The following is an 18,970-nucleotide window of genomic DNA, read 5'->3' as shown; positions in this document are numbered from 1 at the left end:
ACCCTTTTTGTTTGAGAGGCGACATATCTCGTCTTCGAAATTGAATCGCAGTAGCGATTCAATTTCTCATGTCCGAGGTTCTTCTTTCGGGGAGAGAGAGGAGGAACCACGAAGTTTCGTGTTTAGGTTGTCTCTTTTTCTCCGCTCGCTCGGAAACGGGGGGAACTGCGATTTCAATGGAGACTACTTAAATAGCGACAGCCATCTTTGCTTGAGCGCTCTTCGAATCCAGGGAGATAGATCGGTTTAAATGAAGCGAATGAAAGTACAAACGTCGCGCAGGTTCAAACGGCGGAATTCATTTCTAGGATTTTAAGAAGAAATTTGCGTCGGGATTTTCCCTGTGTGGGAGAGCCCTGTGGAGCGAACCTCCGGGCCCGCAGGATGCGGTACCCAAGCCCGGCAAGGCCTGGAAGGCCGGGTGAGCGGAACAGGGCTCTCCCACACAGGGAAAAGCCCGTACCGTAAAACAACGAGTGAAATCCTAGAAAGGAATTTCGTCGTTTGAATTGAAACTAGGTTCAGGACCGAAGTCATTGAAGTTAAAGTCATCGCCGCCACCTGAATTAGATGAACGAGAAGAGCTTTCTGCGCCAGCAGCACCAAGGAATTGAACAGTGTTAGCCACGATTTCCGTAGCGTAGCGCTTTTGTCCTTGTTGGTCTTCCCATGAGCGTGTTTGAAGTTTACCTTCAACGTAAACTTGGCGACCTTTAGAAAGGTGCTTGCCGCAGATTTCTGCCAATTTGCCCCATACAGTTACACGGTGCCATTCAGTTTTTTCCTGACGTTGACCGTCTTTAACCCATGATTCGCTTGTTGCGATGTTAAGGCGAGCTACAGTGCTCCCACTTCCGATTGCTTTCACTTCTGGATCAGCACCAAGACGACCTACGATAATAACTTTATTTACTCCAGACATTGTCCCTCCAAAATATTAAACACTATGGTTTTTTGTCAGATCGGGAGCTATGTCAACAGTCGACAACTCCCTTAATTTATTTGGATTTGGAGCTGAGCAACATTTAAGCACAGCTCTGTGTCAGATTAATTGAATAAGAGATGAAGGAGGGCTTGGGCTGCGGACTACCGCGCAGCGCCAAAGCTTGGAGGCATCATAGGATTTGATGCTGAAAGTTTGAACTTATACTGGGCGCCGTCTGCCGTCGGGGACTTGAAGTTATCAATGAAAGTCAGGAACAAACCGGCCTTGTCTTGAAAGCTCTTTTTCGCGCGCAAATCGATATCAAAGTTGTAGGCGCCGATCTGTTGGCCGAAGGCACCACCGCGATTCACGATCGTAAGACCGATATCGCCCTTAACCGTCCCTTGAAGCTCGTCACCCGGCTTACCAATGGTGCCACTTTCGATGACAAGTCTTCCCGCTGCCAAACGGCCTTTAAGCTCAATAGAACTCAATTTTAATTCAGGCACTGTCAATGGACCCATGGGAGTGTTTACATTCGCCGGTGGAAGTTCAAACTGATTGATCGTCAGATTGATTTCCACATCCGGTTGCTCTTGGAAAGTTAAGTCCGCCAAAGCCGTTGTTTCTAAATTGAGCTGACCTTTTAAAAGCACCGGAAGATTTGCAAACTCACGGATGTCATTCAAAGCGACTTTCTTAGCACTCACTTCGATGCGGTGTCTTTCAACGCCGTTGTCACTGCGATTGCCTTTACCAATGGAAACATTCACGTCGCCTTTCAAAAGACCTTTTGCCGAAACGGAACCGTAAGGTTTTTGCTGAATCAGCCCTGTGATGGAGGGTGTGATGACAAGCTCTTGCGCGGAAAGAGCAGGGGTGCGGATGGATTCGATATACACGTGATCCATTTGCACGCCCGGTTGCGGAATCAAACTCATTTTCAAACGGTCAAACTGAACATAAACCGCGTTGTTCGTAACCTTTGCTACTTGAGATGAAATCAAGTCACTTAAGTCATCAAAAGGGAAAAGGACGAAAAGAAAGATGAAGGCCGAAACCACCATCACAAAGAGTTTTCCTTTGTTTTCTTTAAGCCATTTGAAAAACTTAGAGATATTTTCCATTACTCTTCCGATTCCGCTCTGGATTTTCTGTTACGATTGAAACCTTTTTTCGGAGTCTCTGGCTCAGCCTGGATCACTGGGGGAGCCGGGACTGCCAAGGCTACCAGCTTATAAACCACGTCAAAGTAACGATTGTCTTCACGGTTTGCCGTCATGACCATGTCACTCATTTTAACACTCGGTGAAATGTTGCTGAACTTATATCCGATATCCACAACCTGGCGCAGATTTAGTTTTGCGAGCTGAATCTGCAAACCACCTTCACTCAAATTTGAAGGAATCAAATTCGATCCCATTGTCGTTTGTGTGCCTTTGATTTGTTCAGGCAAAAGATTCGCGCCCTTGATCGTGGAATCAATGTTCGCACGCAGCATATCCATCGAAGGAGCAGGGGGAATCGCTGGAACTTCTGCCGCTTCACGAGAAACTTTTAAAAGCTCGCGAATCGTCATACGCTTGCCTTCAAATTCTCCCACGGCTTCGGAGGAACCCATGAAATAACCATAAGGTACAGACAGAACCATCAAAGTCACAACGGCAATACCGCCATACATCGTCAACTGCTGCATGGCCGGCGTCATGTTTTCATAACGGTCGCGCATTTGGTTGTACGTGCCACTTTCCTGGATGCGATCCCAAGTGGCGCGAAGCTCAGTCGATAACTTGTCTTTTAAATCTTCTAAATTCATCTCGTCACCTTCTGAATACCGCGGTCTACGTTAAAGCTAAAGGAGAAGGCCTGGCGTCCTGGAAGTGCTCCCAGAGTCGGCGTTTGGCTCTTAATTTGGCCATCAGCTGTGATGTTTGAGAGAGATTTTTGCAGCAGACTTAATTGTTGTGGGTTGTTTACGTAGCCTTCCAGAATCACATGAGCATCACGGATGTTGAACGTGCGCACATCCAGTGTGACGGCATTTTTCGCAGGCGCTGCATCCGTGACTTTTTTCATGATATCTAAGGCCGAGTTCATGTTCGCGACACTCGCCAAAGTTTTCAAATCAGAGGCACGTTTTTTATTGTCGCGGATGTATTTTTTGATCCCGGCTTCAGAGGCATTTCTGCCTTTTAGGTTTGCCACGTTTTTAGCCTGAGTTTTCAAAACTTCCTGAGAGCGGTCGGCAAGACTTAAAGCAAAGTCTTCGCGCAAGTACGAGTAAACGAAAAGCACCAGCAAAGCCGCCGTGGCAAGTTTCGCAGTGTGACCCCATTTTTCCCAGATAGCTTTGAATTGGTGATTCTGACGGGCAAATTCACCCCGAAGGAAATTGATCGGAGGATTGCGAGGCTTTTTGAAACCTTCAATGGCCAGACCAATCGCCACACCCAATTTCGCAGAGTTCGCTTGCGAGCGTTCAAAAGCCACATTTGGAATTGTATCTAGAATTGCCAAGCGGTTCGCCGGAATTTCCAAAGCCTGAGTCATGAAAGGGCCCAAGTTTTGAATTTGTGAAGTGCCGCCCGTTAAACCGATGTTCATGATTTCAACATTGAACTCGGATTTGATTTCTAAAATCGAAAGCTGCAGATCACGAGTCATTTCGCGAACGCATTTTGCAATCGTCTCCGAGAACGTCACTTGGTCAAAAGTAGCACCTTGTTTATTCGTCAGGATAAAGGCTTTCGTTTGAAGTTCGCGCAAAGCCTCGACGTAAGGAATTTCATATTTCTTAGCAATAGCTTCAGCGATATTTTTTCCGCCCCACAATAAAGAGCGGATGCCGATCACTGAACTGCCTTCGACAGCACAAACCAGAGTGCGGGTATGACCGATATTCAAAACCAGACGGATATGGCGTAGAGGTTTGTATTCGGTGATGTCATAGTTTTGCGGAGTGCTGATTTGAGTCGGGGGAGCTTCATTCCAACGCTCAAAAATATTGCTGAAGGCTGCGCCCTCTGTGGAAATCAAGTAAGGTTCCACGCCGATGTCTTTAGCGCGATCTACCAGATTTTGAACATGAATTTTAGGTGCTGCACAAGCCAGAACTTCTGCGCCACCGCCGACAGTACGGATAACTTTTGCATCAAAGACCGCATTATCAGACGAGAAGGGAAGATCTTCTTCAAGTTCAAAAGCCAAGCTTTTAAAAATTTTAATACGATCACTAAAGGGGAAAAATTTATTGCGAATCGCCACTCGATCCTGGCGAAGACCTAGGATAAAGCGGGTTTGCGAGTGATCATATCGAGGAAGCAGATCACGAAGATATTCGATGATCTCCAACTCAGAATCACTTTGAGGGTTGGTGCTTAGAACATGCTCAAAGAACTGAACGACTTGAAAGCCCTTCGTCGTTGATTGCATTTCGACAACTTTAATGCTGCTTGACCCGATGTCGATACCAAGTGATTTCAAAGACCGTTCCTCCATGAACGAGATAATGGTCTAAGTATATGTTGCCTTTGGACTTAAGTAAAATCTTTCCTCAGTCGAGGGACTCGACCAAGGGCTATCTTTCTGACCAATAAACTATGCGAGGAGGGCCTTTGGAGATGGGGTCGGCTTTTTGCTGTTGATTGCCACTCTGATTTCCCTGATTGCCTTGACCGATCTGTCCTTTGTTTTGATTGGCAGGATCGTTCGGGTCATTGGCGTTGGGATTTTGAGCTTTTTTGTCTTTATCCACGTAGTCTTTGATTTTTGCGACAGTCTTATTGAAATCCATCGTAATGACAGTGATCTCACTCGTTGAGCGTGCAAACTCGCCGGTGCTGCGAATGCGGAAATTGAAAACAGAATCAAACACTAAAGGAATTTCGTCGGTTTTTCCTTCAAGACGAGCGTTCTTGGATTGCACGAAATTCCAAAAGTCAGCGGCATCCTTAAACGGACCCCCTTGGTTTTGATCATCACGGCGTTTGATAATTTCCGCGACAACTTCTTCCGTCATACCCGGATCCAAGGATTTCAAAACTTCTTTGCTCGCGATATTAGGGTTGATGCCCTTCATGCCGTAAATCGTAATACGTGGCTCGATCAGCTCAAAAAGGTCATCTGTCATCTCAGGCACGAAATGAAGTTCTGAGAGAGTGCGGAAGGCGCGGTTTGGTGGGAAATAATCTGATTGCGCTTCGGAATTTAAGTTCGCGTAATTGGCGCGCTTGTCACCGCCGTTGGCAGATGTGGCTTTGTCACTCATGTAGTCAGCGATGTTGTTCACGATCTTTTCGAAATTCGTATTCGAATGTTCACGGCCCCAGGCTTCATCTTCCTTCATTTTTTGTTGGAAGATATTTAAGATCTGTTGTTTGGTGACTTTACGCAAAGTTTCGGACGGGGAGGTTAAGTCATTGATATCAATTTTGGAGCCTTCGTCTTCGATCGTCGTGATGTAACTCGCATCCATGGCAGATTCTTTGGTTAACTTTTTAAAGGCATCTTTGTCGATCGCAGTCAGTTCGTCGGGCACTGGCAAAGGCCATGCAAACGGGAACTGCCAGATCATATTGAGGAGAGGACTGTTGCTGCCAAGCTGGGCGCCAAATTTACTTTGCGCTTGCTGATAGATTTTTACGCGCAAAAGGGCGAGCTGCATTCCGGATTTTGCAGCATAATAGGCTTTGATTCGGTTAAGTCCCGCAGAGTTCACTTCGTACTCGATTCGAGTTTCAGAAACCAGTTCGGTTGCAAAGTACATGATGAACATCAAGCAGGCGGTGACTACGATCAGGGCCATACCACGTCTGTTGCGAAGGGGTTTAAGAATATTCATTATTGAAACCCTCCCGGTTGCTGCTGCTGTTGTTGGCCTTGTTGCTGTTGCCCCTGTTGTTGGGCTTGGCCAGTTGCGGAGTCATCAGGGTTGTTCGTGAAGTGAATCGGAACGATGACTTGCATTGAGTATTTGCGATCCTTGCCGCCAGCTTTTTTCGTGACGGTGACAGAAAGCTCCACCGCTTGAGGGAATTTTCCTTTGGTCGCGCCATCCCCCGCTTGATCGGTTCTCCAGTCAGTGACCCAGTCCTGTTTTCCCTTACCCATATAGCGGAATTTAAATTCAGAGACATTTTCCAGCAGAACCGTTTCGGTTCCGCCTTTCGTCACATCTAAATCCACCCAGGGGGATGATCTGCGCCAAACGCATTTTGAAGTGCCCCCATTGGGATCCAGGCTTTTGCATTCTTTTAGTTCGTAACCGACTTCGATAAAGTCTGCTTGTTGTGTATTACGAACGGTGCGGGCGTTATTCATCGTCACAAAATTCAAAGTCTCAGCATTGCCGATAAATTGAGTTTCGGGATCTTTGCGGGGAACTTCGCGATTTTGTTGCTGCTGTTGAAAAGCGCTGGGCTGTTGGCCCATGTTCGGATTTACAAAACCGGGTTGGCCCAAGCCTGGGTTGAATTGCCCTTGGTTCTGATTGCTTTTTTTAGCTAACAGTTCGGCAATCTCTTTTTCAACATCACGATAGTGATACGCAAGGTTGATGTCTTTTTGAATCAGGCGAACCGCATCGCGCAGGTGAGAGACTTCGTCGATTTGTGTCGTCACCTTGGTTTTCATTTTAATACTCTGCTGAATGGACTGGGCTACCAGGATGATCATCACGCTCAAGATCGAGATCGTGATCATCATTTCAATCAAAGTAAAACCGCGATTGAGTTTTTTCATTATTGACCGGCCCCGCCAGGAACTCCCGGCATTGGAATTTCGCGGTCATAATCGACAAAGTATTGAGTGGCAGAAAAGTTCATCGGTTTTTTGCCACCTTTATAGAAAACAGTAACTTTAACTTCTTTGATGGATTTTGAAAGATGCTGAGTCAGTGTTTTCATCAAGGTCAAAGACATCTCATCCGCTCCGCCATCACGGGCAGTGAGGGTTGCAGAGATATCAGGGACTTCAAACTCTTTGGATTCCATTTTCCACGAGTACTGCGGAAATTCAGAACCAAAATCGTCTTCTTTTTCTTCAGGAATGGAATCTAAGGATTTGCCGGTGTATTCAATTTCGATCTCGGCCATTTTGCGTTCTAGAAGGGCGGTGACTTCGGTGGCGAATTGCGCCTTGCGCACGAACATAAAGCTTCCGCCCCAGGAGTTCGCTAACAGAACTAAACCTGAAGAGAGGATGACCAGTGCCAGCACGGTCTCGATCAATGTGAAGCCTTTATTTTTCACCGCTGAATATCCTTTAACGACTGAGCTTTCTCTATGATATCAGCTTGACCCGTTAAAGGATTAAAAACAAGTGTCCAAACCAAATTATTTCCGCCGGAAATCTGCACGGCAGCGGCTTCAACAAAGCCTTCGGCGAAAAAGTGAATGTAAGCGGCTCCCGTAGTAATGGGCTCCTTAGCAGAGGATGTTTCAACTTGCGTGAAGCGGAATCCATCGGGAAGATGGGCTTCCTTTTTTAAGACCGAAGTATCTATCGCATACTTAGGCGGTGGAGCTTCATCGTCTTTGGATTTATTCTTTTGTCTTTCGCGCTCTTTTTCCGCGGCATCAGGATCAACAGGAATAGGGCCATTGGCTCTTTCGACCCAATAAGTACCGGCGTTGTCGCCATCCAGATTTAAAACCAAGCGGTAAGTGGAGTTATAGATACGTGCTTTGTTGCGCACGGTTTTAGTCAGAGACATGAATTGACGAGTTGTCGCTCTGATATTGGTCTGTTTCTTAAACAGACGAGGGGCTCCGATAACAACCAATCCAGCGATAATTGCTAGAACGATCATCACCTCAATGAGGGTGAAGCCCCTGCGATTCACGATTAGTTCAAATCTTCCAACGTGATGTCAGTGTCGTAACCAGAGCCGCCTTCGCGACCATCTTTACCCAAAGACTTCAAGTGGTATTCGCCACCGTTTACTTCGTAAACATATTCGTGATCCCAACGGTCTTTGATAACTTTGATGTATGGTTCTGGACCCCAGTTGCTGCAATTAGGATCTGCTTTAGTTAGACCTTCTAACGTTTGCGGATACTTGTTGCAATCTGTGTAGTACATTTGCAAAGCATTAGAAAGCTGACCCATGTGGATCTTCGTTTCTTTAACTTTTGCTTTGTCTGTAGCCCCTTGCATACGAGGAAGTAGAAGAGCTGAGATACCGGCGATGATAGCAAGTACGATCATGATCTCGATCAAAGTCATACCCTTGCGATTGCTAATGAACATTCGAAACTCCTTGTTAACAGTTAGAAATCATAACAGAAACCGACATCACGGTAAAGCTTCGGTTCTGACTTGGCACATTCTTTTGTCTTGTTGTCTTACAAGAATTCGGTCCTCCGTTTGGTGTTGGGGAGGAAGGCTCGCTTACCTCGGACAGTCCTCGCTCGTTTTTTCTGTTTGGTTATTTTGGTTTGGTGTGGCTCGATTTTTGTTTTTGGCTTCGAGTGTTTCAGAATGGCCTGCGGAACTCGGACGCGAGCCTTCCTCCCCAACACCAAACGGAGAAGAAGTTTTCAGACAACAAGACAAAAGAATGCGCCAATTCAGAATCGAAACAACAAGATACGCCATTTTGTTAAATTCCACTTTAACTCGTGTTCAAAGTCCGATTAGCTGAGTTGGGCAGGAGCATGAAGTTTTGCTTTAACTTTTGTGATCAGCCCTGCGAACGAAAAAAGGGACCTGGCGGTCCCTGTATTTCCTAATTTCAAATTTCCAATTTCTAATTTCCGTTAGGCGCTTTGCGCCTAACCTGCCATGTTGGTCATTTCGAACATTGGGATCATGACGGCGAATACGATCATGGCGATGGCCATACCCATCAGAACTGTAACGACCGGGCCCATTAGGGAGGTCATGGATTCTAGTTTGTTTTTTACTTGGAAGTCGAAGGCGTCGGAGACTTGCATGAGCATGTTTTCTAGGTCGCCGGTTTTTTCACCGATGTTGACCATGTGGATGACGATCGGGGGGAATTGACCGGATTTTTTTAAAGGGCCTGCGATGGATTCACCTTCTGCGATATTGCTGCGGGCTTCATCGATGGCGATGGCTAGTACGTGGTTGTCGACGACGTTTTTAACGATGTCTAAGGCTGTTAGCATGGGAACGCCGCCCGTTAATAGTGTCGCTAGAGTTCTGGTGAAGCGGGAGACTGCGACCATTCTTACTGCGGGGCCTGCAATCGGAAGTTTCAAAGAGATCGCGTCCCATTGATTTCTTCCGGAGGGCGTGGATTTCCAGTTTCTAAACATCACGATAGCGACGGCGATGATACCGAAGATGATGTACCAATAGTTCACCATGAATTGCGAGGAGTTGATCAAAGCGATCGTGTACCACGGAAGCACCAGGTTTGGTGTGGACTCGAAGACCGTTACCATTTTTGGGATCAGGAAAATGAAAAGAAACGAAAGGAGCGCTGTTGTTACTACCAACATGATAACCGGGTAGGTCATGGCGCTGGAAACTTTGGCGCGAAGTTCGGCTTGAGCTTCGGTGAACTCTGCCAAACGCATCAGGATTACATCCAATGAACCTGACATTTCACCGGCTTCAACCATGGAAACGTAGATTTTGGTAAAAATCGTGGGATATTTTTGCAAGGCTTTTGCGAAGGGCAAACCTTCGTTCACCATGTTCTTACAGTCTGCAATCGCCTCTGACAAAGTTGGATTTTCAACTTGTTCCGCGATGGCGGCCAAGGCATCAACCAATGGGATATTGGCTTTTACTAACGTTGCTAACTGACGAGTCATCAAAGATAAGTCTTTTACGCCGACAGCTTTTGTGGCTTTAGGCCCTTTGGATTTCCTTGTGTCGATTTTCTTTTTGTCGCGAATATCGACAACGTAAACGTTATCCTTTTTTAGGCGAGCACGGGCCGCGCGCAGATTTTCTGCGTCGATGATACCCTTGGTGTTTTTTCCGTCACGGGTAAGGCCCTTGTACTCAAAAATTGGCATATTATAGATCCAGTTGCGTATTCGTAGTTAGCTGTTCAATTGTAGTCACACCAGCTAGTACTTTGGCAATACCATGGTCACGGAAAGTTTTCATTCCGTTAGCCAAGGCTTGTTTCTTGAGCGTTGCGCCGTCTTTTCGCTGCATGATCAAAGAACGAATATCATCCGTCACAACCATCAGCTCACTGATAGTCGTACGACCTGAATATCCTTTTTGCCCACACTCTGAGCAACCCATGGCTTTACAGATATGGCTATTGCGAGCGACTTCGCGAGTAACACCCAAGAGCGACAATTCAAAATCAGAAGGTTCGTGCGGGGCTTTGCAATGAGGGCAAAGAACACGCACCAGACGTTGAGCGACAACACCCATAACGGATGTGGCGATCAAGAACGGCTCCACCCCGAAGTCAATCAAACGGGGGAAGGCACCGGCAGAGTCATTCGTATGCAGAGTAGATAAAACCAAGTGACCCGTAAGGGAGGCTTGAATCGCAAGTTCTGCTGTTTCCAAGTCACGAATCTCACCGACCATGATGATGTCGGGGTCTTGACGAAGGAAAGATCTTAAGCCGGCTGCGAAGGTTAAACCAATTTTTGCGTTGGTTTGGACCTGACCGATACCGTGGATACGTTGCTCCACCGGATCTTCTACTGTCAGGATATTCACATCGGGTTTATTTAGTTTTGTTAAAGCGCCATACAGAGTCGTGGATTTACCAGAACCCGTTGGACCCGTCACCAGCATGATACCGTCGTTACGTGACAACAAATCATCCAAGCGATCCAAGTTTTCTCTCGAGAAACCCAATTGCTCAAGCTCCAAGATCACTGTCGATCTGTCTTGAATACGCATAACCAAACGCTCACCGTGGGCTGTCGGAACAGTGGAGAGACGGATATCGATGTCTTTACCGCCGACTTTCAACGGAATACGACCGTCTTGAGGAAGACGTTTTTCTGCGATATTTAAGTTCGCCATAACTTTGATACGGGAAGTGACAGCGTTTTGTAGTTTTTTAGGTGGTTTAAAGACGTCCATTAAAACACCGTCTGTACGGAAGCGCACGACCATGTCTTTTTCATAGGGCTCAATATGGATATCCGAAGCTTTTTCTTTCACCGCGCGGAATAAAAGACTGTTCACCATTTTGATTACCGGTGCATCGTCTTCGCCAGCCTCCAAAAGATCCACGATCGGATCATCCAGATCGTAATCTTCTTCGTCGATTTCGTCTAAGCCTGAAAGATTCGCTGTCGATTTCTCGTAAACTTTATTGATCGCATCTTGAATGCGGATCACTGTCGTGACCAAAGGGCGAACTTTTTTACCGAACAAAACTTTCAAGTCGTCCAGCGCTCTTAAGTTCACCGGATTGCTGGTCAAAGCGATCAGCTGATCGGGTTCATCCTTGTAGGGGAGGACTTGATGTTGTTTTGCGTAGTTGATCGGAATATCACGGATCAAGTCAGCATTGATGTCTGCAACCGGGATATCGCGGATAAAATCCAATCCCAACTCTTTACAAAGATCACTGACGACTTCATCCGCTGTGGAGAATTCTTTTTGGTTCAAAGCTTCGCCGACTGTGACGGGTCTCACCACAGAGGGGTTTGCAAGCACAGAACGCAATTGATCCTGTGATAACGAAGTTGCTTTTGAAAGAATTGTCAGAACATCCACAGTGGCCATTAAAGTTCCTTCTTAGTATCGAAAAGGCAGTTCCGGTTTTAAGGGAACTGCCGCAAAAAACTACTCTTGAACGTCTTCAGATGGAGCGGCGGCTCCCTGAGCTTTTCTGTAAATTGGATCTATCTTAGCACCATATGGGTCTTTTCCGCCCTGGCCTTTGATATATTCAATACGTTCTTCAAGACGTTTCGAGACAACCTCATTTACGTCGCCTGAATTGCGAATAATTTTGGGAGTCAGGAATGAAACCATGTTCGTTTTTGTCTTGTTTAAGCTGCGAGATTTAAACAACCAGCCCAAGATAGGGATGTCGCCCAATAGAGGAACCTTCACAACTGTTTCAACATCGTCTTCCTTGATCAAACCACCCAGGATCGCGGTGTCTCCGTTTTTCACGTTGATCATGGTGTTGATCGAACGTTTTGCTAGCGGTTGAGTGTTGTTCTGGAAGTCTTTCGGAGCTTGTACAGAAGAAAGCTGTGTCACACTTTGCTTGATTTCCATACGGATTGAGTTTGAAGACGGGCTGATGAATGGTTTGATGTGAAGTTTGATCGTCGCATCTTCCATTGTTGGCGTCGTCGTCACAGTACCGCTCGTACCGGAAACGTTTTGCTGCATGCTGGTTACAACTTTATCACCCACTTCGATCTCAGCTTCATTGTTATCCAAAGCGATGATCGTCGGAGTGGAAAGGATGTTGGCTTTTTTCGTTTGTTTCAAGAAGTTGATGAAACCCACAAGGCTTGGGATCGTGATTTCAGAGCCGCCCGGAGGAGTGACTTTGATCATTTTGCCAGAGCCGAAACCCAGGATCGCACCCGTACCGCCGACAGGATTTAACATCTCTTGAAGATTGATACCACCGTTGAAACCCACTTTACCATAACCGTTTTCACCGTATTGGTAGTAGCCGACGCCCCAAGAATCAAGATCCGAAGCACTCATCTCCATGATGATCGCTTCAACGTAAACTTGATCGCGGGCAATATCGATTTTATTTAGAATATTCATCACGACTTCATAGTCTTGTTTGCTCGCTGTGATAACCAAGCTGTTGGTCGCTTTGTCGGCTGTGATTTTCACGTCACCGCCAAAGATCTCCTGCGGAGCCTGCATTTGGCCGCCGATAGGTGTTAGCAAGCTTGGGCCTGTACTTGGTTTTGGAGCCGCATCTTTGGTTACGCCAGACAATGTTTGCGCGATTTTTTCGGCATCACCATTTTTAACGTAATAAACATAAACTCCACCGGAATCTTCCGCGCGGATTTTGAAGTCCAACTGGGAGATCAGTTTTTTAATACGAACGATACCAGATTTATTCCCCACCACGATGATGGAGTTTGTTCTGTCATCCGGGATCGCCATAAAGAAACTTGCGCCCTGTTGAGCAGAAGTCCCAGAAGAACGAGAGAATCTTGGAACGCCGGCGGTAAATGTCCCTGGAGCGGATCCAGAGGATTTGCTGCCTTTGTTGACGATTTTATCCACCAGGTCTGCCAAGTCTTTAGCTTTCGCGAACTTAATAGGGATAACTTCAAGTTGTTCTTCAAATCCAGGCACGTCCAACTGGTTGATGATTCTCATCACGCGGTCAATATTAGATCCGTAGTCAGAGATAATGATAGAGTTCGTTGGTTCGTAAATGTTCATCTCACCATCTTTGGAAGGCAAGATACGTAGATCACGATTCACTTGCGCAGCGGAGATGTGTTTCAAGTGAATGATACGAGTGATCATTTGATCCGTGTTCGGGTAGTAGGCACCGGAATACACTTCAATATTGTCACGTTGGGCATTTCTTGCGGATTTCACTTTCAAGAAGCCGCCTGACGGAACAACCGTGAAGCCATTGATTGCCAGGGCAGACAAGAACGCGTTGTACGCTTCTGCCACGGTGATTTTCGAAGGAGCGCTGATCGTGATTTTACCACGAACGCCGGGATCGACGATAAAGTTCTTACCAGTCAACTCGCCCATGGCTTTTACCAGCTCAGAGATTTCCACGTTCGGATAATCGAACGACTCGATTGTCTGAGGGAAGTTTGCGCTGTTGATGTCTTCAGTTGGGGCTTTGGCGAATTTTTGTTTTTGGTTCTTATTCAGAACCTGACCTTCATCGCCAGAGGATTGTGAGCCACCACGAGTGCCGCCAGCTGCCGCTGGTGCCTCCGGAGTTGCAAAGCCGCTGTTGTCCGAATTACCAAAATCCGGCGGTGGCGGTGGTGGAGGGAAATTTTCAAATTGAGCATGCGCAGTGGTTCCTACCAACTGAGATGCAGTCATCAATGAAGCAATTCCTATGCTGACGGGCTTGATGGGTTTTTTCATCTCTCTCCTCCTGAGGGAGTTTATTGAATATTATAAGTCATGTTTTCAGTTTTACCGTTGCGCTCAACTTGAAGAACAACTTTCGGGTTGTTTTTCAAAGTTTGGTACAACTCCATCGCCTTGGCAGGGCTGTCGACAGGATTTCCGTCGACGGATTTAATAACATCCATTCTTTGGATGCCAAGCTGTTCGTAAATACTGCCAGGTTGCATATCTAAAATACGGAAGCCATTGATGTTGCCGGTGCCGGGTTCACGATTTGGAACCGCTCGGGCTTGCATCAGGATGCTGGAAAGATCGTTCGTGTACTTCAACAGGTCAGAGCGTTTGATGGCGAACGTGTTGTCGCCCGTTTTTTTAACTTCTTGTCCTGTCGTTGTCGTCGTTGAAGGTTTGCTTGCAGCAAAACTAACTTTCGAACCTTCTTTTTTGATTTCGATGAATTCCAGACGGTTGGTATTCAAGTTTCTAAAAACCACTTTTTGTCTTTCGATGCGAACGACATTGGCCATGCCTTCGATTTCTTTTCCTGGAGAGTAAGAGATCACCTGGTTTTTGCCGCGGATTTCAATCGAAGCGATGGATTTCTCAGGAATAGAATGCACCAGTGTACCGATCAGATTCAGAGGTAGCTGAGACGGAACCGGATCGGCTTCTTTTTCTTCAACGCCTTTGTTTTTATCAACAAGTTGATCGGGGATGATGCCGTTCGAAGCAAAAATATTTCTGGAAGCGATGTTGTTGTAGTAACCCGGATTCACGCTTGTCGTCATAGGTGGAGCTTTCGGGTGAGCGGGTGGTGCAGATTGCGGAAGCATGCGATCGCGATATGAAAGAATTGCCAAGTCAGCAAGGCAGTAACCGATAAAGATGAATAATATATACGCATACCATTTTTCGAATGGTGGACGTTGATTTTTCTGGTTACGTGAAATCACAGTTGCAAATCCTTTGTTTTTTCCAGCACCTAGTCCTTGGGCCTCAGACTATCGTACCAAAAAGGTGGGGGAGCTGCATCAAAAAATACATGCTGGACCATGGTCCTAACGCTCTGATTTTCATTTTAAAAACGGAAAGATAAGCCATGATAGAGTTATGAGAATTCTCTACTTCACGGATGGAGCAGGAATTGATCTATTAGGGATTCGTGAATCAGTTTTGCGTATTCCCGAAGTGCTTACCTCGCTACGTCGCGGCCAGGAGCAGGCCCGCTATGTAGACTTGATGCAGGTAATGTCACTGTCTGACGGGGAATTTCGTCAGATACCGAGTGTGTTACGCACTCTTTTGATCAACCTTGTGCAAAGAGGCTTACACCAACGCTGGGTCAATCGTGATCAGCGTGCGGATTTGATTCTGAGAAGAATCAATCATCGTTCTTTAGATGAACTAAAGAACGTCGTGCACAATTTTATCAACGCCAAAGTGGCGGGCGCTTCCGTCGCTACCAAAGATCTTCATTTATTGCATTTCATGGACAAGGTCGAAATCACGGTGATCGGACCGGGTTACGACGAAGTGGAGTTCTGGCTGCGTAAACAAGTGGCGACTCGCAAAGACATCGAAGTGCAAATCAAAGACGTTATCGCAGCTGATCCAAACCTTGAATGGTTCTGGCCTCAGGTGAAAGATAGCTTTATTGAATTCCAGCAAGCAGTAATCTAGCTTTTTACTCCTCCGGTTTCTGATTGGGTAAATCATAAGTGAAGTACGCCTTTAGGGATTGCGAATTATCTAAAGGTGCGTAAATCTCATCGGACAAAAAGTTTGATGTTTGTGAAATCACTTCGCTGACGGAGCCTCAATTATGAAAATTCTTAGTTTGTGCGGCAGCATTCGTGATGGATCTTCCAGTGAACTTTTGTTACGGGCGTTTCGCTCCGTATTGCCTTCTGGTACTGAATGGTCCCCAGTTGATCTAAAATCCCTACCGTATTTTGATCCTTCTTGTCAGTTCTCGAATGTGCCTGCCCTGGTTACCGAAATCCGCCGCGAAGCATTCTTAGCAGATTACATAGTCATCGCCACACCCGAATACGCCCATGGAATTCCAGGAATTCTAAAAAACGCCTTAGAGTGGCTCATCTGCGAAGAAACGATGAAAAAGAAAGTCGTTTTATTCATAGTTTCCCCAAGTGGCGGCGAATACGTTTTGCAATATCTAACCGAAACTTTGCGCACCATGGACTTGCTACCATCCGACGAGTTAACCATGGTCATCAACAACGCCCGAAACCAATTATCAGCGGACGGCACTGTTGATCCGGATTTGAAAAACTCCCTTATCGAATTATCCAAACGTCTACTTTGATCATCGCCGTTTTGTCCGACGTAGCGCGGGGAGGGGGCTTTTTAGATGAACGAATTCCTTTAAGGTCGATATTCTCAGATGAATTATGAATTCAACATAAACGCTTCATTCAGCTTTACTTCAACCTTTTTAACCCCATTCGATTTGCTTCAGCCAAGTTATGTGTGCGGCATAGTACTCTAAGATTGTGACTACCATCACCACCGCCCAATGCAACCGGTTGAATATGATCAAATTGAAGTTGGAACTTGGAACCGCATTTAACTCCAGATGTTGGATGTTTATATTCGCAACAATATCCGGCCGAAATTAAAAGTGTACGTTTCGACGTAACCTTAATATGCCCACGTTTTCGCGCTACCAAGAAGCTTTGCGTTGTATTTGTGCTTTTTGTCTTAATTGCGTGGATTTTCTCATTCTTGATCTCTTTATCGTTCTTATGCTCATCGTTGTTTACATTTTTATACAATGAATCAGCATAGGTTTCTTTCATAGAATTTTTATCTGATGCAATTAGCTTGGCTCCTTTGGTTGTAATATTCTTTTTAATTTCGAGCCCTTTATTCTTTCCCACGGAAATGTCTTTACCAAGAATCTTTTGAATCTGTTTCTCCGCAAGCATAGTCAAAAGTTCTGCCCAGCTTCTATCTGGCAAAATATGTGACATCAAATCACGTGCGGTTTCCAATGTTTTCAATTGTTCTGTTGTTAATGTGATCTCAAGACGAACTGAATCGTCACGTTGAGGTGTCAGGGTTTCAATAGTTGCAGTTGGAAGGTTAAACTCGTCCGCCAAAGTTTTCTTGGTTTCGAATGAAGATTTGTGTTCAATTTTCTCCAGAATCTGCGGAACGATGCCTGAGGCAGAAATCTCATCAATCCCGGTTCTTTTCACTCCCTGACGAAGCGCCGATTGAACTTGCGTCAATTGAGTCAAAGTCAAACGACCATCTTCAAGGCGTTCAGCAATTTCAGGAGATTTCTTCAAGAGGCGAGCTGCACTCAATCTACGATAAGCAGCATCTTCGCTATATTTCAAATGCGATGTCATATATCGAAACATCGAATCAAACCCAAGCTCCGCATATAGGCCGCGAGTTTCCATTTCATTGATGTGACATAAAATAACATGCGTAAGCTTACGTTCACTTTGCGCCAACTTCTCAAGTCGTCCAATTAATTCAGAATTAGGAATGCCATTCAAATTCATACCAATCTCCTTGTTGAGACTGTTATAGCACGGGTTCTAAATCTCGATTTTCGCCACAATTTGAATTGGAGATACCCTTTGCGGAAGGAGAATGCTTCCACTCTAAAACGCTTTGAAACCCCCAGCGTAAAGAGATTGAAAAGCAAACACGCTCGATCGTGAAGCAACAATTATCTTTCGGCATACACTGTTTTAAGAGTTCAAAAAACGTGGCAAGATTATTTTTCTTAGATTTATGCAACTGAAACACCGCTTCTTGGTAGCGCGACAGAAGACGCTGGGGCGGGACTAACACCAGAAGTTCAAAGTGATTAATACGGCCGTTGAAATCGCAAAATGGACTTGGTGGTAAAAAGAAATGAATTCGAAAGAATTTACTTTTGGCACAGCTTCTTGAGCTGCAAGGTTCAGCAAAAGCATTCAAGGGAAACTAAGGATAATGGCTGAAGTCCTTATACATCCCATAAAAATTAATGAGCTGACTAATAACCAAGAATCAGAAATTATTAAACAAGGAGCCAACATGAGAATTTCGCCAGAATCGTTCAGAACTAAAACCGGTAAAATCATCACTCTTCGTTCGCCTGAAGTTCAAGATGCGAAGGCGTTAAGAACGATGATGATCGAGGTCGCCGAAATGGCTCCTTACATTATGAGTACCGCGGAAGATTTCAGATCAAAACCTGATGATGCTGAACAGAAATGGATCGAAAAGTATGAACGGTCTAGCCGTGACATGATCATATTAGCGATTCACGAAGGAAATATTGTCGGTAATTTGGACTTCAGCGCTTTCGTAAAATTCAAAAACTTCCATCGCGGACACTTGGGTATGTCAGTCGCGCCGAATATGAGGGGCGAAGGCATAGGGGAGTTGTTGCTTCGAAAGCTGTTCGCCGAAGCAGCCAATATTGAAGGTCTTACCCAAATCGAATTAAGCGTGATGCATCCAAACGTCGCAGCTCTTAAATTATATAAGAAGGTTGGCTTCAAAGAGTGCGGTCGCACTCCCAATGCTTTCAAAATGCAGGACGGTTCTTTCGCCGATCAAATCGGGATGTATGCGACTCTCTAATATTTGTCTGATCAGTAAGTGGTAAACGAATTCTGAACAACCGTGTGGCTGAGCCGCATTTGCTGACCTCGTGATCAAAGGCTAGTGCCCATGTCCTGAGTCTTTGCGCGGATGCGACTCCATTTATAACTCCATCAGCATTTCACATCGACTCCCGCGAAATTCCGCGTAACCAAGGAACATTGCGTTGAATTGTCAGGATTGTGTTAGGGGTATTGACCAAACTTTGTCAGAGTCGATAGCCTCGACAGCATTTCAAGGAAAAAGTAAATGCTGATGGATAGACTCAAAAGAGTAAATTTCTCGTCGCGTTTCCGACTGAAGAAGTGGGAATCGGGGGACTCATACCCGTGCTGCCACCAAAATCTGGGCCGTACTCCCTTCGTGTCACCAAAAATCCAAAAATCAAATTCAAATATCTGTATCAATAAAGGC

General features: G+C 45.7%; 17 protein-coding genes. 3 read left to right on the top strand and 14 right to left on the bottom strand.

Annotation, left to right across the window (positions count from 1 at the left end):
- Window positions 1-484 precede the first annotated feature (484 nt).
- From ACLSU7_RS04260 to gspC, 13 genes are all read right to left on the bottom strand, one after another.
- Window positions 485-922 carry a single-stranded DNA-binding protein gene (locus tag ACLSU7_RS04260; RefSeq protein ID WP_088614342.1) on the bottom strand — a complete coding sequence of 146 codons (438 nt, stop codon included), beginning with the start codon at window positions 920-922 and terminating at the stop codon, window positions 485-487.
- Window positions 923-1,086: 164 nt separating this feature from the next.
- Window positions 1,087-2,052 carry a type II secretion system protein GspN gene (gene gspN, locus ACLSU7_RS04255; protein WP_413294309.1) on the bottom strand — a complete coding sequence of 322 codons (966 nt, stop codon included), beginning with the start codon at window positions 2,050-2,052 and terminating at the stop codon, window positions 1,087-1,089.
- On the bottom strand, window positions 2,052-2,741 hold the full coding sequence (locus ACLSU7_RS04250) for a hypothetical protein (RefSeq protein WP_413294308.1): 690 nt from the start codon (window positions 2,739-2,741) through the stop codon (window positions 2,052-2,054). Before ACLSU7_RS04250 ends, gspN begins: the two co-directional genes overlap by 1 nt.
- Window positions 2,738-4,408 (bottom strand): pilus assembly protein PilM, encoded by a 1,671-nt coding sequence (gene pilM / locus ACLSU7_RS04245; protein WP_413294307.1) that lies wholly within the window; start codon window positions 4,406-4,408, stop codon window positions 2,738-2,740. The genes ACLSU7_RS04250 and pilM overlap by 4 nt, the downstream gene beginning before the upstream one ends.
- Before the next feature lie 94 nt (window positions 4,409-4,502).
- The gene (locus tag ACLSU7_RS04240; protein WP_413294306.1) at window positions 4,503-5,765 is read right to left on the bottom strand and encodes a general secretion pathway protein GspK; all 1,263 of its coding nucleotides are present in this window, start codon (window positions 5,763-5,765) and stop codon (window positions 4,503-4,505) included.
- The gene (locus ACLSU7_RS04235; protein WP_413294305.1) at window positions 5,765-6,664 is read right to left on the bottom strand and encodes a type II secretion system protein GspJ; all 900 of its coding nucleotides are present in this window, start codon (window positions 6,662-6,664) and stop codon (window positions 5,765-5,767) included. Before ACLSU7_RS04235 ends, ACLSU7_RS04240 begins: the two co-directional genes overlap by 1 nt.
- Window positions 6,664-7,173 (bottom strand): prepilin-type N-terminal cleavage/methylation domain-containing protein, encoded by a 510-nt coding sequence (locus ACLSU7_RS04230; RefSeq protein WP_142699904.1) that lies wholly within the window; start codon window positions 7,171-7,173, stop codon window positions 6,664-6,666. The genes ACLSU7_RS04235 and ACLSU7_RS04230 overlap by 1 nt, the downstream gene beginning before the upstream one ends.
- Entirely contained in the window at window positions 7,170-7,766 is a 597-nt protein-coding gene (locus ACLSU7_RS04225) for a Tfp pilus assembly protein FimT/FimU (protein WP_413294304.1), read from the bottom strand. The genes ACLSU7_RS04230 and ACLSU7_RS04225 overlap by 4 nt, the downstream gene beginning before the upstream one ends.
- A 2-nt stretch (window positions 7,767-7,768) precedes the next feature.
- On the bottom strand, window positions 7,769-8,173 hold the full coding sequence (gene gspG, locus ACLSU7_RS04220) for a type II secretion system major pseudopilin GspG (RefSeq protein WP_181606975.1): 405 nt from the start codon (window positions 8,171-8,173) through the stop codon (window positions 7,769-7,771).
- Window positions 8,174-8,697: 524 nt separating this feature from the next.
- Window positions 8,698-9,915: a type II secretion system inner membrane protein GspF gene (gene gspF, locus ACLSU7_RS04215; protein WP_413294303.1), complete on the bottom strand. Its 1,218-nt coding sequence runs from the start codon at window positions 9,913-9,915 to the stop codon at window positions 8,698-8,700.
- A 1-nt stretch (window position 9,916) separates the two neighbouring features.
- Window positions 9,917-11,608 carry a type II secretion system ATPase GspE gene (gene gspE / locus ACLSU7_RS04210; protein ID WP_413294302.1) on the bottom strand — a complete coding sequence of 564 codons (1,692 nt, stop codon included), beginning with the start codon at window positions 11,606-11,608 and terminating at the stop codon, window positions 9,917-9,919.
- A gap of 60 nt (window positions 11,609-11,668) precedes the next feature.
- On the bottom strand, window positions 11,669-13,939 hold the full coding sequence (gspD, locus tag ACLSU7_RS04205) for a type II secretion system secretin GspD (RefSeq protein WP_413294301.1): 2,271 nt from the start codon (window positions 13,937-13,939) through the stop codon (window positions 11,669-11,671).
- Window positions 13,940-13,959: 20 nt separating this feature from the next.
- Window positions 13,960-14,877 (bottom strand): type II secretion system protein GspC, encoded by a 918-nt coding sequence (gene gspC / locus ACLSU7_RS04200; protein ID WP_413294300.1) that lies wholly within the window; start codon window positions 14,875-14,877, stop codon window positions 13,960-13,962.
- Between the two features lie 157 nt (window positions 14,878-15,034).
- On the opposite strand from gspC, the gene ACLSU7_RS04195 reads away from it, so the two are divergent.
- Window positions 15,035-15,604 (top strand): hypothetical protein, encoded by a 570-nt coding sequence (locus tag ACLSU7_RS04195; protein ID WP_142699910.1) that lies wholly within the window; start codon window positions 15,035-15,037, stop codon window positions 15,602-15,604.
- A gap of 142 nt (window positions 15,605-15,746) precedes the next feature.
- Window positions 15,747-16,250, top strand: coding sequence for an NADPH-dependent FMN reductase (locus tag ACLSU7_RS04190; RefSeq protein WP_413294299.1), 504 nt, complete (start codon window positions 15,747-15,749; stop codon window positions 16,248-16,250).
- Between the two features lie 115 nt (window positions 16,251-16,365).
- Here ACLSU7_RS04190 and ACLSU7_RS04185 read toward each other — a convergent pair whose 3' ends face one another.
- On the bottom strand, window positions 16,366-17,460 hold the full coding sequence (locus ACLSU7_RS04185) for an HNH endonuclease (RefSeq protein WP_413294298.1): 1,095 nt from the start codon (window positions 17,458-17,460) through the stop codon (window positions 16,366-16,368).
- A 523-nt stretch (window positions 17,461-17,983) separates the two neighbouring features.
- Here ACLSU7_RS04185 and ACLSU7_RS04180 point away from each other — a divergent pair.
- Complete coding sequence (locus tag ACLSU7_RS04180) at window positions 17,984-18,535, top strand: N-acetyltransferase family protein (RefSeq protein WP_413294297.1); 552 nt, start codon at window positions 17,984-17,986, stop codon at window positions 18,533-18,535.
- The last annotated feature ends 435 nt before the right edge of the window (window positions 18,536-18,970 follow it).

It is taken from the genome of Bdellovibrio sp. HCB185ZH (assembly GCF_047302455.1).
Classification (GTDB): domain Bacteria; phylum Bdellovibrionota; class Bdellovibrionia; order Bdellovibrionales; family Bdellovibrionaceae; genus Bdellovibrio.
The sequence above is the reverse complement of the archived record's forward strand: the minus strand, read 5'-3'. Positions and strand labels throughout refer to the sequence as shown.